This window comes from Aminobacter sp. GW821-FHT11F06 (assembly GCF_058808215.1).
In genome coordinates, this window is the sequence record NZ_JBXARL010000005.1 from 229,143 (window position 1) to 246,903 (window position 17,761).

At 61.6% G+C, this 17,761-nt stretch carries 15 protein-coding genes; 6 read left to right on the plus strand and 9 right to left on the minus strand.

The genetic code is table 11. The features are described 5' to 3' along the window. Positions 1 to 16: 16 nt before the first annotated feature. Genes fdhE through fdnG form a run of 4 tightly spaced genes read right to left on the minus strand, consistent with a single transcriptional unit; the run spans position 17 to position 5,733 of the window. Positions 17 to 934 carry a formate dehydrogenase accessory protein FdhE gene (fdhE, locus tag AC1RTB_RS14665; protein ID WP_492881260.1) on the minus strand — a complete coding sequence of 306 codons (918 nt, stop codon included), beginning with the start codon at positions 932 to 934 and terminating at the stop codon, positions 17 to 19. A 55-nt stretch (positions 935 to 989) separates the two neighbouring features. Beyond that, complete coding sequence (locus tag AC1RTB_RS14670; protein WP_492881259.1) at positions 990 to 1,697, minus strand: formate dehydrogenase subunit gamma; 708 nt, start codon at positions 1,695 to 1,697, stop codon at positions 990 to 992. After that, positions 1,694 to 2,635: a formate dehydrogenase subunit beta gene (gene fdxH / locus AC1RTB_RS14675; RefSeq protein ID WP_492881258.1), complete on the minus strand. Its 942-nt coding sequence runs from the start codon at positions 2,633 to 2,635 to the stop codon at positions 1,694 to 1,696. The genes AC1RTB_RS14670 and fdxH overlap by 4 nt, the downstream gene beginning before the upstream one ends. 11 nt (positions 2,636 to 2,646) lie before the next feature. Beyond that, positions 2,647 to 5,733 (minus strand): formate dehydrogenase-N subunit alpha, encoded by a 3,087-nt coding sequence (gene fdnG / locus AC1RTB_RS14680; protein ID WP_492881257.1) that lies wholly within the window; start codon positions 5,731 to 5,733, stop codon positions 2,647 to 2,649. 361 nt (positions 5,734 to 6,094) lie between these two features. Between fdnG and selD the strand changes: the two genes are divergently transcribed. Continuing rightward, positions 6,095 to 7,156 (plus strand): selenide, water dikinase SelD, encoded by a 1,062-nt coding sequence (gene selD / locus AC1RTB_RS14685; protein WP_492881256.1) that lies wholly within the window; start codon positions 6,095 to 6,097, stop codon positions 7,154 to 7,156. Between the two features lie 116 nt (positions 7,157 to 7,272). Here selD and AC1RTB_RS14690 read toward each other — a convergent pair whose 3' ends face one another. The 5 genes from AC1RTB_RS14690 to AC1RTB_RS14710 form a co-directional block, all read right to left on the minus strand. Continuing rightward, entirely contained in the window at positions 7,273 to 8,904 is a 1,632-nt protein-coding gene (locus AC1RTB_RS14690) for an FGGY-family carbohydrate kinase (protein WP_492881255.1), read from the minus strand. A gap of 59 nt (positions 8,905 to 8,963) precedes the next feature. Then, positions 8,964 to 9,692: an SDR family oxidoreductase gene (locus AC1RTB_RS14695; RefSeq protein ID WP_492881254.1), complete on the minus strand. Its 729-nt coding sequence runs from the start codon at positions 9,690 to 9,692 to the stop codon at positions 8,964 to 8,966. Between the two features lie 28 nt (positions 9,693 to 9,720). Beyond that, positions 9,721 to 10,983, minus strand: coding sequence for a sugar ABC transporter permease (locus tag AC1RTB_RS14700; RefSeq protein ID WP_492881253.1), 1,263 nt, complete (start codon positions 10,981 to 10,983; stop codon positions 9,721 to 9,723). After that, a complete protein-coding gene (locus AC1RTB_RS14705) occupies positions 10,980 to 11,801 on the minus strand; it encodes an ATP-binding cassette domain-containing protein (protein WP_492881252.1) in 822 nt (273 codons plus the stop codon). The genes AC1RTB_RS14700 and AC1RTB_RS14705 overlap by 4 nt, the downstream gene beginning before the upstream one ends. Positions 11,802 to 11,865: 64 nt before the next feature. Next, positions 11,866 to 12,912 carry an ABC transporter substrate-binding protein gene (locus AC1RTB_RS14710; protein WP_492881251.1) on the minus strand — a complete coding sequence of 349 codons (1,047 nt, stop codon included), beginning with the start codon at positions 12,910 to 12,912 and terminating at the stop codon, positions 11,866 to 11,868. Positions 12,913 to 13,191: 279 nt separating this feature from the next. Here AC1RTB_RS14710 and AC1RTB_RS14715 point away from each other — a divergent pair, with 279 nt between their 5' ends. The 5 genes from AC1RTB_RS14715 to AC1RTB_RS14735 all read left to right on the plus strand — a co-directional run bounded on the left by AC1RTB_RS14715 (position 13,192) and on the right by AC1RTB_RS14735 (position 17,722). Continuing rightward, a complete protein-coding gene (locus AC1RTB_RS14715) occupies positions 13,192 to 14,211 on the plus strand; it encodes a LacI family DNA-binding transcriptional regulator (protein ID WP_492881250.1) in 1,020 nt (339 codons plus the stop codon). Between the two features lie 514 nt (positions 14,212 to 14,725). Next, positions 14,726 to 15,214: a LysR family transcriptional regulator gene (locus tag AC1RTB_RS14720; RefSeq protein ID WP_492881249.1), complete on the plus strand. Its 489-nt coding sequence runs from the start codon at positions 14,726 to 14,728 to the stop codon at positions 15,212 to 15,214. A gap of 29 nt (positions 15,215 to 15,243) precedes the next feature. Continuing rightward, complete coding sequence (locus AC1RTB_RS14725) at positions 15,244 to 16,464, plus strand: aminotransferase-like domain-containing protein (RefSeq protein WP_492881248.1); 1,221 nt, start codon at positions 15,244 to 15,246, stop codon at positions 16,462 to 16,464. Then, positions 16,461 to 17,315: an SMP-30/gluconolactonase/LRE family protein gene (locus AC1RTB_RS14730; RefSeq protein ID WP_492881247.1), complete on the plus strand. Its 855-nt coding sequence runs from the start codon at positions 16,461 to 16,463 to the stop codon at positions 17,313 to 17,315. The genes AC1RTB_RS14725 and AC1RTB_RS14730 overlap by 4 nt, the downstream gene beginning before the upstream one ends. Beyond that, positions 17,312 to 17,722, plus strand: coding sequence for a RidA family protein (locus tag AC1RTB_RS14735; RefSeq protein WP_492881246.1), 411 nt, complete (start codon positions 17,312 to 17,314; stop codon positions 17,720 to 17,722). The genes AC1RTB_RS14730 and AC1RTB_RS14735 overlap by 4 nt, the downstream gene beginning before the upstream one ends. Positions 17,723 to 17,761: the final 39 nt, after the last annotated feature.

Below are 17,761 nucleotides of genomic sequence, written 5' to 3' on the forward strand. Positions count from 1 at the left end.
GCTCGGACGTTTGCCTCTAAAAACCCGCCAGAAGCGGTGCAAACCCGCCACGACGATAGTGCAGTTCGCGCATCAGAAGGTCGAGGCCAAGGCTTGCCACATCGTCGGCAACCGGATCGATCGCGGGATCCTTGGTCTGATAGAAGATCTTCGACCAGCCATGGCATTCCTCGCAGGTTTCCGCCTTGACGGCCCCACCTTGTCCTTCGATTTCCTGGTAACCGATCCCCTTGGTCGAGCCACACAGGATGCATTTGATCCGGACGTGGTGCCAAAGCGTACTGCAAAGCGAGCAGGCGCAGAACCGGGCGCCGTGCGAACCCTGCCAGCCGACAACCATCGAGGCCAAGGGCTTGCTGCCGCAAACGGGACAAACACCGTCGGCCACCGGGGCCAGCATGCCAGGGTCGAGAACGGAGGCAAGCCTGGCGAAATGTAGCTGGAGCGCCGCCCAGACGTAGATGCATTCGGCAATTGCGTCGTCCGGCAGGGTGCCGGCGAAGATGGCTTGCGTCATGGCGAGGCGGCGCGCCGGATCGGCATTTCTTGCTCGCAAGAGCGCTTCGGAAGCCTCAGCCGGCTTTTCGATCTTTTCTGCGGCGGCAAACAGGCGATCGAAGGTACGTTGTGTCGTTTCGTCCCCGCCTGCGCCATTTTGGAGTAGCGGGGGCATCTCGAACTCGCGCGCACGCGTGACAGTTGCGACATCAGGAACAACCGGGGAAGGAAGCCCCGCCTGAACGTCATGCTGCGCCTGGGCGAGGTCCGCAAGAAAGGTCAGATAGGGCGCCAGGTTGGAGGTTTCGGCCAGGGCACGCAAACGCTTTGCCCTGCTGGAAAAGAGCGAGACGGGATCAGGAAGCCGTACAAAAGGTGGATTTGATACGTCTCCAATCGCTGTCGGATCGGCTACAATGGCACCCTTGCGTCCCATTACACTTCCTCACGAACCCGACGGGCCACGTGGTACGGGCCACTTGACGCCTTCTCTACTTGAGGGGCGTTCCTCGCGATTGTTTCGTTGTCGACTTGGCTACGAGTTCGCGCAGCCACTTGCGATGGTGCCGCCAGGCCCAGCCCCCTGTCACCGAGCCTTTCGTCATCGCCCGTATCGTACCGCGTACCCAGATCGCTGCATAGACATGGACGACCCAGACAGTGATCGCCAAAATCGCTGCGATCGAGTGGACCAGAACGGCCCAGCGGTTCTGCTGGATGGTCGTGTAGGCGGAGAAATACTGATCCCAAATCATGATTCCTGTCGTGATCAGGATGAGGATGAGGATCGACATCGACCAGAAGACGGCCTTTTGCCCCGCATTGTACTTGCCCACCTCGGGCAGCCGCTCCTCGCGTCCCCTAAGAACGTCGCCGATCCGCGCAAGCCATGTGGCGTCTTCCCGTTTCCAGAGGTTGGCTCTCCAAAAGCGGACAAACATGCCCAAGAAGCTGAAGAAGAGTACGACGCCTATCCATGGATGAAGGATACGGGTCAGTTGGCCGCCGCCGAAGAGCCCCGTCAGGAAGAAGAAGCTGGGGTGAAACAGTGCCAGTCCAGACAGGGTCAGAAGCACAAAGCTCGCAGCCGTGACCCAGTGATTGATGCGTGCGCCGCCGGTATAGCGGCTGACGGTGACAGGCTTGCCCGGCCGGACACTGTCGCCTTTTTCGACATCGTATTCCGTTTGCGTGCTCATGACGAACGGTCTCCCGTAAGCTTTTCGGCTTCCTTTTCGTCTTCTCCAGTCACCCGGTTTGGTCCGGCGACAAGATAGTGCACGAAGCCGCTCAGGGCTGCGAAACCGATGACGGCGAGTCCGGCATATTTGGTGACGCCCTTCCAAGCCTCGACGACCGGGCTGATCTTCGGATCGTTCGGCAGACCAGCATAGATTTCAGGCTTGTCGGCGTGGTGCAGCACATACATGACATGCGTGCCGCCGACACCCGGCGGGTCGTAGAGGCCGGCATTCTCAAAGCCGCGGGACTTCAGGTCCTTGATCCGGCCAGCCGCCCATTCCTTCATTTCGTCCTTGGTGCCGTACACGATCGCCTGCGTCGGACAAGCCTTCGCGCAGGCTGGCCCCTGACCAACGGCAATGCGGTCGGAACAAAGCGTGCATTTGTAGGCGGTGTGCGTGACCTGGGAGATGCGCGGAATATTGAAAGGGCATCCCTTGATGCAATAGCCGCAGCCGATGCAGTTTTCATGGACGAAATCAACGATGCCGTTCGAGTACTGCACGATGGCGCCGGGGGCTGGGCATGCCTTCAGGCAGCCAGGATCCTCGCAATGCATGCAGCCATCCTTGCGGATGAGCCACTCGAGATTGTTCGTTTCGGGGTTCTCCCATTCGGTGAAGCGCATGAGTGTGAACATCTCAGGCGTCAGATCATGCGGATTGTCGTAGACGCCGACATTGACCTCGATTTCGGGATGCGTGTCGTTCCATTCGATGCACGCCGACTGGCAAGCCTTGCAACCTATGCACTTGGAAACGTCGATGAGCTTCGCCACCTCCGTCTGCCGCGTGGCGGGCGGCGTCACTCTCGATGCTGATCGCCGGATCAGATCAGCTTCGCCGAATTTCGCCGCCTCGGGGCGGGTCGACGGGTTTGGAACAGGCGGAAACATGTCGTCGCCTCCTATGCCACCGGCCCGGAAATGGGCTCGATGTTGACAAGGAATGCCTTGAATTCCGGCGTTTCTATATTGGCGTCGCCGACGAAGGGCGTGAGCGAGTTCGGGCCGAAGCCTTTCCTGGCGGCACCCATGAAGCCCCAGTGCAACGGTATGCCGATGATATGAACCGGCTTGCCGTCGCAGAGCAGCGGCTTGATCCGCTTGGTGACAACGGCCTTGGCCTTGATCGACCCGCGCTTTGACCACACGCGCACCCAGCCGCCCTTGGCAATGCCTTTCTCATTGGCGAGTTCCTCGGAAATCTCGACGAAGAATTCCGGCTGCAGCACGGCGTTCACGCGGACATGCTTCGTCCAGTAGTGGAAGTGCTCGGTCAGGCGATAGGACGTGGCGGCGTAGGGGAATTCCTCCGATCCTGGCTTGGCGAACTGCTCGAAATCATCCTGGAACACGCGCGCCGCTGGATTGCCACGCACGTTCGGAGCAACAAGATTCGCAAGCGGAGACTCGAACGGCTCATAGTGGGCCGGGAATGGCCCATCCTTCATCATGCCCCTGACGAACAGCCGCGAGACCCCTTCTGCATTCATGATGAACGGCCCGACATCCGCCGGCTTGGCCGTCGGGGCTATATCCGGCACATCGTAGCCGGACCATTTCTGGCCGTCCCATTCGATCAGCTTGCGCGCCGGATCCCATGCCTTGCCATTGATGTCGGCCGAAGCGCGATTGTAAAGGATACGGCGGTTGACAGGCCAGGCGAACGCCCAGTTCAGATAGGCGCCCGTCCCGTCAGGGTCCGACGTATCGCGCCGGGCCATGTTGTTTCCGTTCTCGTTGAAACAACCGGAATAGACCCAGCAACCGCAGGCCGTCGAACCGTCGTCGCGCAGTGCGGCAAAGCTGGGCAGGAGCTTGCCCGCCTCGACCACCACCTTTGTCGGATCAGCCGGATCGTGGAGGGTCGACAGCGCCTTGCCGTTCATCTCCTTGGCGAGTTCCTCAGCACTCGGCTCGCCCGCGTCGGCGTATGCCCAGTCGAGATTGAGGATCGGATCGGGGAACGCTCCGCCTTCCCTGCGATAGAGCTCCTTCAGGCGCAGATGAATCTGCGCCATGATCCAATTGTCGGTCCTTGCTTCGCCCGGAGGTGTGCCCCCCGCCCAGTGCCACTGCAGCCAGCGGCCGGAATTGGTCAGGGAGCCCTCGTCCTCGGCGAAACAGGTCGAGGGCAGTTGGATCACCTCGGTCTGGATATTGGCTGTATCAACGTCGTTGAACTCGCCGTGATTTTCCCAGAACCGTGACGTTTCCGTGTCCAGCGGATCCATCGTGACCAGGAATTTGAGCTTTGAGAGTGCGTTCGTAAGCTTGGCCCTGTTGGGGGCAGCCAGCAACGGGTTGAACCCCTGGCAGATGTATCCCGTTACTTTGCCGTCGTGCATCATGTCGAAGATGCGCAAGACATCGTAGCCGGAAACGTCGAGTTTCGGCAGCCAGTCATAGGCGAAGTGGTTCTCGGGCGTTGCCGCGGGACCCCACATCGATTTCAGGAAGCTGACGAAGAATTTCCGGTAATTCTGCCAGTAGCTGGTCTGGTTGGGCCGGAGCGGCTTGTAGCTGCGGGTCGACATGTAGGTGTCGAAGTTCACCTCCTGGTCGGTTGGCAGGTTCATGTAGCCGGGCAGCAGATTGGACATCAGCCCGATGTCGGTCAGGCCCTGGATGTTGGAATGGCCGCGAAGCGCATTCATGCCGCCGCCACGCAGGCCGATATTGCCGAGGATGAGCTGCAGCATCGCCATGCAACGGATGTTCTGCGCGCCCTTGGAGTGCTGCGTCCAGCCAAGCGCATACATCGAGGTCATGACCTTCGTCGGTGACGAGCACTCGGAGATCAGTTCGGCAACTTTCAGGAACTTGTCCTTCGGCGTGCCGCAGATGCGCTCCACCATCTCCGGCGTATAGACGGAGACATGGGCCTTGAGCAGGTTCCACACGCAACGCGGATGGGCCAGCGTGTCATCGACGACAGCATAACCATCGTCACCGATGACATAGTCCCAAGTCGACTTGTCATAGTCGCGCTTGGCTTCATCGTAGCCGGTGAACAGCCCGTCCTTGTACTCGAAGCCATCCTTGACGATGTAGCTGGCATTGGTGAATGCCTTCACATAGTCCCACTGCACCTTGTCGTTTTGCATGCAGTAATTGATGATGCCAAGCAGGAAGGCGATGTCGGTGCCCTGGCGGATCGGCGCATAGAAATCAGCCACCGATGCCGAGCGGGTGAACCTCGGATCCACAACGATCAGCTTCGCGCCACGGTTGGCCTTGGCCTCCGTGACCCATTTGAACCCGCAGGGATGCGCCTCGGCGGCATTGCCGCCCATGATGACCACGAGGTCGGTGTTCTTGATGTCCGTCCAGGAATTGGTCATCGCACCACGGCCGAATGTTGGAGCCAAACTGGCTACCGTCGGGCCGTGTCAGACACGCGCTTGGTTATCAAACGCGACGATGCCGGTACTTCGCACAACCTTGTAGGTTTCCCAGGCCGTTTCATTTGTCGTGGCGGAGGCCGCCAGGAAACCGACTGTCGTCCACCGGTTCACCGTCACGCCGGCGTTGTTTTTCTGGATGAAATTGGCGTCGCGATCGTCCTTCATCAGGCGCGCGATGCGATCCAGCGCGTCGTTCCAGCTGACGCGCTCGAACGTGTCCGCGCCCGGCTTGCGGATCATCGGGTACTTCAGGCGCGTGTCAGCCTTGACGAAACCAAGCAGCGCAGCACCTTTGGGACAGAGCGTGCCACGATTTGTCGGATGGTCGGTATCACCCTCGATGTGGAAGATCTCCGCCTGCTCGCCCTTCGTCCGGTCACCCCTAGAATACATGATGATGCCGCAGGCGACAGAGCAGTAGGGACAGGTGTTTCGGGTTTCGGTGCTGCCTGAAAGCTTGAAGGCACGGATAGCCTCGGCATGCGCCGACTCGACTGCGTCAAAACCAAAGGCCCCAAGTGCCGTTCCCGCTATGCCCGCGCCGGCTGCGCCCAGAAATTGACGACGAGAGAGCTCCATGTTCATCGCATGATACCTCCATTATTGGCACTGGCTTACCGCCTGCCGGTACCCGGATGCCATCGATGGAAACTCAAAAACGCCCATTGGACGTCTCGAATGAAAGCTATACAGAACCGCAAATCGTGTCAAAACAATAAGAAATGAAGATGAGAGTTACTATCAACTTATTCTGACTTCACGGCGCGAATGCAACGATCAAACGCCAATGATTGACCGTTGAAGCAAAATCACCAATAGTTGAAGCATCGCCTGCCGGTTGCCAATTTGAGCCTCGAAGGCTTGGCTGGCGTAGTCGGCGCGTTCGGTTCGACGATCTTCATCCTACCGCGGAACCGAAGAATTCGTGAATTGGTGAGGTATCACCATGAATATTCCAACTGATCTCTCCGCTATTCGACTGACGGCTCTCGCCCATGGCGGCGGCTGCGGATGCAAGCTGGCTCCCTCGGTCCTGCAGCAACTGCTTTCGAACCAGCCGGCGGCCGAGCCTTTTGCCCGGCTGCTGGTCGGCACGGAAACCGGCGACGACGCCGCAGTCTGGCAATTGGATGACGAAACCTGCGTGATCGCGACCACCGATTTCTTCATGCCGATGGTCGATGACCCGTTCGACTTCGGTCGGATCGCCGCGACCAACGCGATTTCCGATGTCTATGCCATGGGCGGCAAGCCGATCATGGCGCTCGCGGTGCTCGGCATGCCGATCGACAAACTGCCGACCGAAACGATACGGCAGATCCTTGGCGGCGGCGCAGCGATATGCGCTGAGGCCGGCATCCCGATCGCTGGTGGTCACTCGATCGATTCTCCCGAGCCGATCTACGGCCTGGCGGTCATCGGCACCTGTCCTGTCGCCAATCTGAGGCGCAACAGCGGCGCGAAAGCCGGAGATGCCCTGATCCTGACCAAGGCGCTCGGCGTCGGGATCTATTCCGCCGCTTTCAAGAAGTCCGCGCTCGCCCCTGATGCCTATGACGAACTCGTCGCATCAACGACGCTCTTGAACCGTGTCGGCACCGAACTTGCCAAGGATCCTGACGTGCATGCGATCACCGATATCACCGGTTTTGGCATCCTCGGCCACGCGCTGGAGATGGCCCAAGGCTCTAACGTCTGCATTTCGCTCAGGGCGGGCGATATTGCCCTTTTCAGCCAATGTGCCGAACTTGCGCAACAAGGTTACGTGACCGGCGCCTCCCACCGCAACTGGGCGAGCTATGGGACGAGTATCAACCTGCCCGAGGACCTGCCTGAATGGCACCGCCACATACTGACCGACCCCCAGACGTCGGGCGGGCTCCTCGTTTCGTGCGGGCGCGACCGGGCTGCAGCACTGCTCGAGGAAATCGTCGCCGCCGGCTATCCTTCCGCACGCATCATTGGCACTGTTGAAGAAGGGGCGCCAAGCTTGCGCGTTCTTGCCTAGCCTGTTGCATCATCGTGACGTGAACCAGGGCCGGTTCGGCGATATTTAGTCCGTTTCCAGGATTGAGCGCACAATGCCAGCCGCGCGTTCATGCGGGGACCCGTGGCGACCAGGCGCTATCGGATTTCGCGCGCTATCGCCTGGAGTTTCTGGAAGGCGGCGTACTTTTTGGCGTGTTGCTCCGCAGTCTTGCCGGCAGCAGGGGTATAGGTGCTGTCCGTACGCGAAAGGCTTGCCATTGCAGAGCGGATGTCAGCGAAGACCCCGGCAGCCACGCTCCCGAGAATGGCTGCTCCCAAAAGAACCGGCTCTTCCGAGCGCGTTGCCAGGACCGCCTTTCCAGTCGCGTCGGCAAGGAGCTGGCGGACAAGATCGAGCTGGCCGGCACCTCCGCTGACAACGATCTTGTCGATCGGCGCGCCAGATAAGGCCTGCACGTCAATGATTTGACGCAATCCATAACCGATGCCGCACAGTCCCGCGATGTAGAGCGAAACGAGGCTGTCGATGCCGTGCTCCATGCCAAGCCCAGCAATAACAGCGCGGGCATGCGGATCGGCAAAGGGCGCACGGTTGCCGAGAAACTCCGGGACGACATGAAGGCCACCGGCCAGTTCAACCGTCTGGGAGAGTGTTCCAACCTTCTTCGCGGCAAGTTCGGCGAGCAAGACGGGAAGCGAGAGCCCCTGGGTCTTGGCCAGTTCGTTTGCCTCGCCGGCCGCAGGGTGGAAAGACAGGAGTTGCTCGATCGCAGCTCCGGCAGCGGACTGGCCACCTTCGTTCAGCCACATGCCTGAGACCATCGCCGAATAATAGGGTCCCCAAACACCGGGCACGAACACCGGTTCCACGGTTGAGGTCATCGTGCAGGAGGAGGTGCCAAAGACGTATCCGAGATTGCTCTCTACCGGACCGTCCACGCCCACCGTTCCAATGCCACCCGCATGGGCGTCGATCATGCCGGCGCCCACCGCAGTGCCGGCAGGCAGGCCAAGTTCCTGTGCCGCACGCTCGCTCAGGCCGTTTCCGACAACCGAGCCCGGGTCCACCACGTTCTGCCCGATGCGCGAAAAGTCTTCGTCGGCAAGCACGCCGAGGCCGATCTGCCGGAAGTAGCTCGGGTCCCAGCGCTTCTCATGCGCCAGGTAGGTCCACTTGCACGTCACCGTGCAGGTCGAGCGCGCAAGATCTCCCGTCGCGCGCCAGGTCAGGAAGTCGGCAAGATCGAAGAATTGCCAGGCGGCGTCGAAGACCTCGGGGCGGCTTTCGCGCAACCAGAGCAGCTTCGGCGTCTCCATTTCGGGCGAGATGCGTCCGCCGACATAGCGCAGGACCTCGTGGCCTTGCGCATTGATCCGTTCCGCCTGGTCGACGGCGCGGTGGTCCATCCACACGATGATGTCGCGCTGTGGATCCTCCGAAGGTCCCACGGGCAGCGAGCTGCCATTCTTGCCAAGGACAACGAGCGAGCAGGTCGCGTCGAACCCGACACTGGCGACAGCATGCGGATCGATGCCGGCCTTGGAAACCGCCTCGCGCACCGAGGCGCAGACCGCCGCCCATATCTCCGTGCTCGACTGTTCGACGATTGAACCAGCCTCGCGATAGAGCGTGATGTCGCGCTTGGCCGACGACAGCATGTTGCCAGTGACGTCGAACAGACCCGCCCTGGCGCTGCCCGTCCCGACATCGACGCCAATGAGATACCGTTCGCCGCCCGTAGGGCGTGCGGGGGAAGTGTTGGTCATGATCTACCGCCTGCAATCAGAACTGGATCGGCGAAGGGGACAACCTCCGTCGGACAAACCTAGAGATCGACGCTGTTTGGCAGGATCACCAGGTCGCGGATCGTGACGTTGCGTGGACGCGTCAGCATGAAGAGCACCGCATCGGCCACTTCCTTCGGCTGCATGAGACTGCCGTTGGCGAGCGCTTCTTCCATCTTTTCCTTCGGCCAGTCGTCGAGAAGGGCCGTGACCACCGGGCCGGGCAGCACCGCGCCGACGCGCACCCCATGGCGGGCCACCTGGCGCCGCGTGCTGTGAACGAAAGCCTGAACGGCAAATTTCGAGGCCGTGTAGATCGGCTCCCAGACGACGGGCACAACGCCGGCGATCGAGCTGGTGAAGAGGATGTCGCCGGACTTCTGTTCGATCATATAGGGCAGTACAGCGTGGACCGAGCGGAAGGCAGCGTTGATGTTGAGGTTGAGCATCCGGTCCCAGGCATCGGGGTCGCCTTCGGCAACCGGACCGCCAATATAGGCGCCGGCATTGGCGTGGAAGACATCCAGCTTGCCAGCGATCTCGATGATCCGCGGCAGCATGCCGGACACTTCGGCCGGCTTGAGCAGGTCGACGACAAGCGGCAGGGCGTTCGGACCCAGTTCCTTGCAGAGCAGCTCCAGCCTGTCTTGCGCGCGGTCGATGAGAACAACCTTGGCGCCTTCGGCCAAAAGCGTGCGCGCGCATTCGAGCCCGATACCGGAGGCGGCGCCGGTGATGGCGGCGACCTTGCCCTTCATGAGATCTGCCATTGTGAGTACTCCATTCCGAAATGTTGGGTCAGGCGCGGCCGTGGCTGACGCGAGAGCGCCGTGCCAGCGAGTCGACGATGACCGCGATGGCCAGCACGCCGCCGGTAATCATGTAGCGAAGCGACGAGCTGAGATTCAAAAGCGTAAGGCCGTTCGAAATGGCCTGAATGACGATGATCCCGAGCAGGGCCGAATAGGCGCTCCCGCGTCCACCGAAGAGGCTGGTGCCGCCAATGACGGCTGCCGCGATCGCATTGAGGTTGACGTCGCCGGTGCCCGCCTGCTGGCTCGAGGAGGCAAGTCGCGAGGCCGAAAGCACACCACCCAGCGCTGCCAGCGTCGAGCAGAGCACGAACGCGCTCATGTAGATGCGGCGCACATTGATGCCCGAGCGGCGGGCGGCTTCCTTGTTGCCGCCGACAGCGAACATCGAGCGGCCCCACTGGGTGCGCGTCAGCGCATAGTTGAGCATCACGGCGAGAGCGACGAAGAGACCGAACATCCACGGCACGCCACGGCCGAGGTTGAGATAAAAGACGGCCAGTTCGAGCGCTACGGTCAGCACGATGGCTTTCAGGATCAGCGTGCCGAGCGGCTGGGCTGAGAGGTTCGCCGCCTGACGTTGACCCATGGTGCGCATGCCCTTGGCGATCATCACCAAGCCCGGCAGCAGCGCCAGCCCATGCGAAAGCCAGTGCGGCATGATGAGGACCTGGCCGAAGCGGACAAGCGGCGAGGCATAGGGCAAGTTGATAGAACCGGTCGGACCGAGGATGTAGAGCTGCAGGCCGAGCAGTGCGAGCAGGCCAGCGAGCGTCGCGATGAAGCTGGGCATGCCCAGGCGGTTGTAAAGGGTAGCGTAGAGCAAGCCGACGCAGGCGCCAACGACAAGGGCAGCAATGATCGCACCAGCGACGGGCCAGCCCATATTGACCCACAGCACGCCCACCATGGCGGAGGCAAGCCCGCTCATCGAGCCGACCGACAGGTCGATCTCGCCGAGCACCAGCACGCAGATGATGCCGAGCGAGATGACGCCGACGGTGGCGCAATCAAACAGCAGGTTCACCAGATTGTTGGGCGCCAGAAAAACCGGGTTGAGCGCCGAAAAGACGACCGAGATGACGATCAGGCCAACCGCGACCGGCAGCATTCCGAGGTCGCCGGAGCGCACGCGGTCAGCAAAGCCGCGCATCATTCCGAAGATGCCCTCGTCGCGACGCACGCGCTCGTCGCTGCGGTCGAGTTTCGGCTCGCTTTGGGCGAGCTTGTTTGAAAGGTTCTGGCTCATGCTTGCCCCCCGCTTGTTTCGTTGACTAGGCCGGCCTTGCGGTCGAGACGTCTGGAGACGGAGTTTTCCGTCGCACCTGTGATTGCGGCGACGAGTTCCTGATTGGAAGCGTCTGGCAAGAACACGCCGTTGTTCCGTCCAAGGCGCAGCACGACGATGCGGTCCGCGACGGCGCGCACGTCTTCCATGTTGTGGCTGATGATGATGACACCGAGGCCGCGCTCGCGGACACGTTCGATCAGGTTGAGCACTTCGGCGGTCTGCGCGACGCCCAGGGCCGCCGTCGGCTCATCGAGCATGATGACCTTGGGATTGAGCAGCAGCGAGCGCGCGATCGCCACCGTCTGGCGCTGGCCGCCCGACAACGACGCGATGGGCTCGCGAACGGAAGGAATGCGCGCGGCGAGTTCGCGCAGCAGCTTCCAGGCGCGGACTTCCATGGCAACCTCGTCCAGCGCCCAGGGCGACATCTCATGGCCAAGAAACAGATTGGCCACGACATCGAGGTTCTCGCACAAGGCGAGGTCCTGGAACACCGTCGCAATGCCAAGGCCAAGTGCCGTGCCGGGGCTGTCGAGAGACACGCCTTGTCCGCAGAATTCGATGGTGCCCGATGTCGGCTGGTGCACGCCGGCGAGGACTTTGACCAGCGTCGACTTGCCCGCGCCGTTGTCGCCCACGAGCGCCACGACTTCGCCGGCATTGACGTCGAGCTCGATGTCGGTAAGTGCCGATACGGCGCCGAAATTCTTGGAGATGCCGCGCAGCCGCAGCACTGTTTCGCCCTTGGCGGGCATATTCTGGATGTTAGCTGTCATGGCCTTGGCCTCTCGATCGAAGGCACCCGGCCACGCCAGCGCGGCCGGGTACGATTTTGCAGCGTCAGTTGATGATGCCGAGTTTGCGGCAACCTTCAACATATTCGCCGGTGCAGACTTCCTCAGGCTTGTTGATGCCCTTGTCGAAAACCTCCGCCTTGATGTTCTCGGCCGTGACGACGGCCGGGACGAAGAGCTGCGAGGGCGTATCGTAGAGCTTGTTGGGCGCCTCGGGCGTCTCGCCCTTCAGCAGCTTCACGGCGACATTGGCAGCAGCGGCCGCCACGATTTCGGAAGGCTTCGAGATCGTGTTGTACTGGTCACCCGAAATGACCAGCTGCAAGGCAGCGATTGTCGCGTCATTGCCGGTGACCGGCGGAACCGGCTTGACGCCTGCCGCCTTGAGCGCTGCGATCGCACCGCCGCCCGTGCCGTCGTTGGCGGCAACGATGCCCTTGATCTGGTCGCCGAAACGGGTGATCTGACCGGCGGCCCATTCCTGCGCCTTCGGCGGCGCCCAGTCCGGCGTATCGAACTCGGCAAGCGTCTTATAGGCTGATGCGTCGAGCGCGGAATCGATGCCGTCGCGAATAAGGCCAGCAGCAGCGTCGGTCGGCGAGCCGTTGATCTGGAGAACGCCTGCGCCTTCTGGAACGCCCGATGCCTTCAGATGATCGACAAGCGACTGCGCGATGGCGCGGCCGATGCCCTCATTGTCGAAGGAGACGTAGTAGTCAGCCGGCTTGGCCGGGATCGGGCGGTCATAGGCGATGACCTTGACGTCCTGGGAGTGGGCGATCTCGACCAATGCCGCGGCAGCCGCGGAATCGACCGGGTCAAGGACGATGACCTTGGCGCCCTGGGCAATCACCGAGTTGAATTGCTGCTGTTGCAGCGACACGTCGGCATTGGCGTTCTGGTAGATGACCGTGCAGTTGGGGCAGAGCTTTGCCATCTCGGCCTTGAAGCCGGGGTAGTCATGTTGTTCGTAGCGGGTCGAGGCCTGGTCCGGCATCAAAAAGGCGACGGTTGCAGCTTCCTGCGCCATCGCAGCGCTGCCGAGCGCCACGGTCAAGCCGGTCGTGGCAAGCAAATAAGTAAGCGTCTTCATAAGTTTCCTCCACCAATGATTTGGGCCTGCGCGCTGCGGCTTCCGGAGGGATGTCGACGTTCAGGCCTCGCTGCGCCATTCCCCGTGGTGGCACACGACATCGAGCGTTGCAGCTTGCGCCGCCGCGTCGATTGTCCCGAATCCTGATCCGACTCCTCCCTGAGTCAGCGTAGCGTTGCTGGCAACTTCATCGATTGCGCAAGCTTGCTCAATCGATGAAGCAGAATTGCTCATATTCCCCGTTGATGTCAAGGTGACTCGCAAGTGGAGACCTTATTCGTGAAGCGCAGCCCCCAGACAAAAAGAACGACGATCTACGATCTGGCTGAATTGGCCGGCACGTCGGCAAGCGCGGTGAGTGCTGTGTTGAACGGAAACTGGAAGAAGCGGCGCATCAGCAGTCAGCTTGCACAAAAGATCACGCTGCTCGCCGAGGAGCAGGGTTACGCGCTGAACATGCAGGCCAGCGTGCTGCGCCGGGAGCGGTCGAAGATCATCGGCATGATCGTGCCGAAATACGACAACCGCTACTTCGGCTCGATCGTCGAACGGTTCGAGGCGATGGCGCGCGACCGTGGATTGTTTCCCATCGTCACCTGCACCCGCCGCGATCCGGCGCTGGAAATAGAAGCGGCAAGGGCGATGCTGTCCTATCAGGTCGACTGCCTGATTGCCACCGGTGCAACCGATCCGGACAGGATCGTCGATCTGTGCTCGGCCGCAGGCGTCCGTACGGTGAACCTCGATTTGCCGGGCTCGCGGGCACCTTCGGTGATCTCGGACAATTATGGCGGCGCGCTCGAGCTGACGCGGCGGGTGCTCGCAAACTGCGAGAAGAAATTCGGCGACAAGACCCCGCTGCTTTTTGTCGGCGGGCGCGGCAACGATCACAATACATCCGAGCGCGTGCGCGGCTTCCGCACAGCCCATGCCGAAGCAGGAATCGAGGTTGATGAAAGGCTCGTCCTGACCTGCGGTTACGCGCCTGAGAAGTCCGAGCAAGCCATGAAGCACCTGACCGAAACCGTAGGCACCCTGCCTCACGGCATGTTCGTGAACTCGACAATATCGCTCGAAGGGGTCATGCGCTGGCTTCGTGGGTCAGGCCAATATGCCGACGGCATGCCGTTGCTCGGCTGCTTCGATTGGGACCCCTTCGTGGCGATGCTTGGCGATCACATCGAAATGGTTCGCCAGGATGTCCCCGGAATGCTTGATGCCGTCTTCGAGATCATCGATTCCGGCACTACCGACGTGAAAACGGTCCAAATTCCGCCGATCGTGGAAAAGCTTGGATAGAGCAAGCAACTCCGCTCTGCCCCATGACGTTCGTCAAACTCCGGCCACTTGTCCCGCAGCAGCGAGCCTTGTCCGAGGATGAGCGATTTCAGGTAGCGGCTCAGACGTTGGTAGCCCGCCGAGCTCAGATCGCAAGAATCTGCCGCGATCGTCGAAGCCCTCGATCATCGCCATCGTCACCTTGGCTCTGCGACACGCCTGAGCGGCGGTGCCCATAACTAACCAATTGGGCGCCGTCTTGGCACACTTGTTACTCTTTCCTTGCCGGCTTCGCCGTTGTGTTCGCCAATAGTCCCTTCGGACGAGGCAAAGCCGCCGCTGACGACCCGTAATGCCCGACATGACGGCCTTTGCTGGAGGAAAAAGCGGAGGCAACGCACGTCGGGAGGTTTCATGGCCCTAGCCACTTTGCCCACGCCATTGTGTCTCCCCTCATGTCCGCACCGGGCCCGCCGGCGCGCCCGTGCAACCCCAAAGGAACGGTCGTCGTTCGAAGATCGGGGGGCATGACGCGATGGTCCTGCGCAACCTGTCGAAGCTCGACCTCAATCTTCTGCACGTCTTCGAAGCCGTCTACAGCGAGGCAAGCATAACCAGGGCCGCCGAGACCCTGAACGTGACGCAACCTGCCGTGAGCAATAGCCTCGCTCGTCTGCGCGACGTTTTCGGGGATCCGCTATTCGTTCGCGCCCGCCAAGGGATTGCTCCAACTCCGCTCGGGCAGACCTTGATACATCCCATCAGGGAAGCGTTAACTTCGCGCGACCGTACGCTTGCCATGCATGAGGGTTCCGTCCTTTGGCGGCTCGCCGGCCTGGCGCTGACGGGCCAGCCGCGGCCGGAATATGGCGCTCTACGCGTCGCACAGACTGGACTTGCCGACGCCACCTGGCGCGAACGCTGGACTGCGTTCTGGGGCACGCTGAACCGGTCGCTCAAGGGCCGCAACCGCGAAAGCGGACTGCAGTCGGGGACGTTTGCACCGGACACAGAAAACACTTGAGAAACAAGCAATCCAAGGAGGAAGAAATCATGTCAGTCGACAATTTGCGCTCGAAGCTGTCGGGCTCCGGTCCAGCACTGTTTTTCCCGGACCCGGAGGTCCCTGCGATCTTCAATTTCGACCAGGGACTTGCCGCGCCTGAAACCTTCCCGACCGAGGACCTCGTGCGGCTGGCGCGCAAGGCGCTCGACGAACATGGCGCCAAGGTGCTCGATTACTTCGATCCGGCCACGGGCTACGAGGAACTGGTCTTCGGCTTCAAGGGGCTGCGCAAGGAGATCGCCGACCGCATCGAGCGCACCCAAGGCAAGGCGCTGGGCACGCTTGGCGTCATCCTGACCTCGGGGTCTGTGCAGGGCATCGCCCTTGCCGCCAACGGCTACATCAATCCTGGCGACGTCGTCGTCGCGGAAGCCGCGTCTTTCCCCTATGCGCTGCGCTTCATGGAAATGGCCGGCGGTGATCTGCGCACCGTTCCTGTCGATGATCACGGCATGGTCGTCGATGCGCTCGAAGTGCTGTTGGACAAGGTCGAGGCCGAGGGCAAGAAGATCAAGGTCGTCTACACCATCCCGACCTTCCAGACGCCGACGTGCACCGAAATGTCAGTGCCGCGCCGCCATAAGCTGCTCCAGCTGGCCAAAAAACATGACTTCCTGATCATCGAGGACAATGTCTACGGCGACCTGCGCTTCGCTGGCGAGGAATTGCCGACCCTGCTCAGCCTCGACACCGACGAGCGTGTCATCCAATGCGGCAGCTTCTCCAAGATCGTGGCACCCGCGCTGCGTCTCGGCTGGATCGCTGGCCCTGCCAAAGCCATAGAGCCGATCGCCGCCGTGCGCCAGGATCTGGGCGTCGGCCAGTGGCACGCCCGCGTCATGACCTCGTTCATGGCCGACGGCCTGCTTGAAGACCACATCGCCAAGGTCAACAAGGTCTACAAGAGCAAGGCCGAGACGGCGGGGCGCGCGGTGCGCGACTATTGCGGCAACTATGTCACCTTCCGCATGCCGCAGGGCTCGTTCTACCTCTGGCTCGAGATCGACGAACGCGTCGACTGGCAGCGCGCAGCCGAGATGTCGGCCAAGGAAGGTATCTTCTTCCGCCCCGGCGAGCGTTTCATGGGCGAGACCGACGGCCGTCAGTTCCTGCGCCTGGCCTACAGCCATGTCAGCGAAGACATCATCGAGCGCGGCATCAAGAAGCTCGGCGAGATTCTCAGCGCCTGCGCCAGGGTTCCTGCATGACGATGTCTCTACGTACGATTGCGGGGGGATTTGTCTATCCCGAATGCCCCCGCTGGCATGACGGGCAACTCTGGTTCGCCGACCAGCACGCTGGCCTCGTCCATGTGCTCGATGGCGCCGGTGCCCGCCTTGAAAGCTTCGCTGTCCCAGGCGGTCCGTCCGGGATGGGCTGGCTGCCGAATGGCGATCTGCTCGTCGTGTCGATGCACGAGCGCAAGCTTTATCGGCGCGACAGCGATGGCAGGCTTTCGCTCCATGCCGATCTGGCAGGCGTCCATCCCTTTCACTCGAACGACATGGTCGCGGATGCCAAGGGCCGCGCCTATGTCGGCAATATCGGCTTTGACTTCTATGCCGGCGAGGCACCCGCGCCGACCAACATGGCAATGGTCACGCCGAAAGGCGAGATCAGCATCGCCGCCGATGGCCTGATGTGCCCCAATGGCACGGTCATCACCCCTGACGGCGCTACGTTGATCGTCGCTGAATCGATGGCCGCGCGGCTGACGGCCTTCGATATCGGCGCCGACGGCAGCCTTTCCAACCGCCGGCTTTTCGCGGCCGTCAACGGGCATGTGCCAGACGGCATCTGCCTCGACGCCGAGGGCCATGTCTGGGCAGCGTCGCCTTACGAAAAGGTCGTGCTAAGGGTCAGCCCGGCAGGTGAGATCGTCGGTCGTGTCGAAATCCCTGACGCCAGTCCCTACGCCTGTATGCTCGGCGGCGCCGACGGGCGCGACCTCTTCATCTGTGTTGCTCCGCACCACGATCCCGAAATCACCGTCAAGCTGCGTGGCGGCCGCATTGATCTTTTCCGCGCAGCAGCACCCGCTGCAAAGGGCCGACCATGACCAAAGCTTCGAATGTGGAACGGCTAAACCCACCTGGCATGGCATTCCCCGGCATGAGCCAGGCCGTCGGCTGCGGCGACTTCTTGCTGGTCTCTGGGCAGGTGGCGCTCAAGGATCGCCAGATCATCTGCATCGGCGACCCGACCGGCCAGGCCGAACAGTGCTTCCGCAACATCGAAGCAACGCTTGCCGAGGCCGGGCTGACACTCGAACATGTTGTCTCACTGCGCTGCTACCTTACCAGCCGCGATGCCTATCAAGCCTATGCCGCGGTCAAGAACCGCATCTTCGCCGACAACCCGCCGGCAGCGTCAGCTGTCGTCGTCAGCGAACTGGTGCTGCCCGATTTGCTGATTGAAGTCGAGGCGGTCGCCTGGCGCGGCGCGATTGCCAAGGCAGCCGTGTAGGAAGCAATCGCGATGGTGCAAGTCGCGCCTGGTCCGACC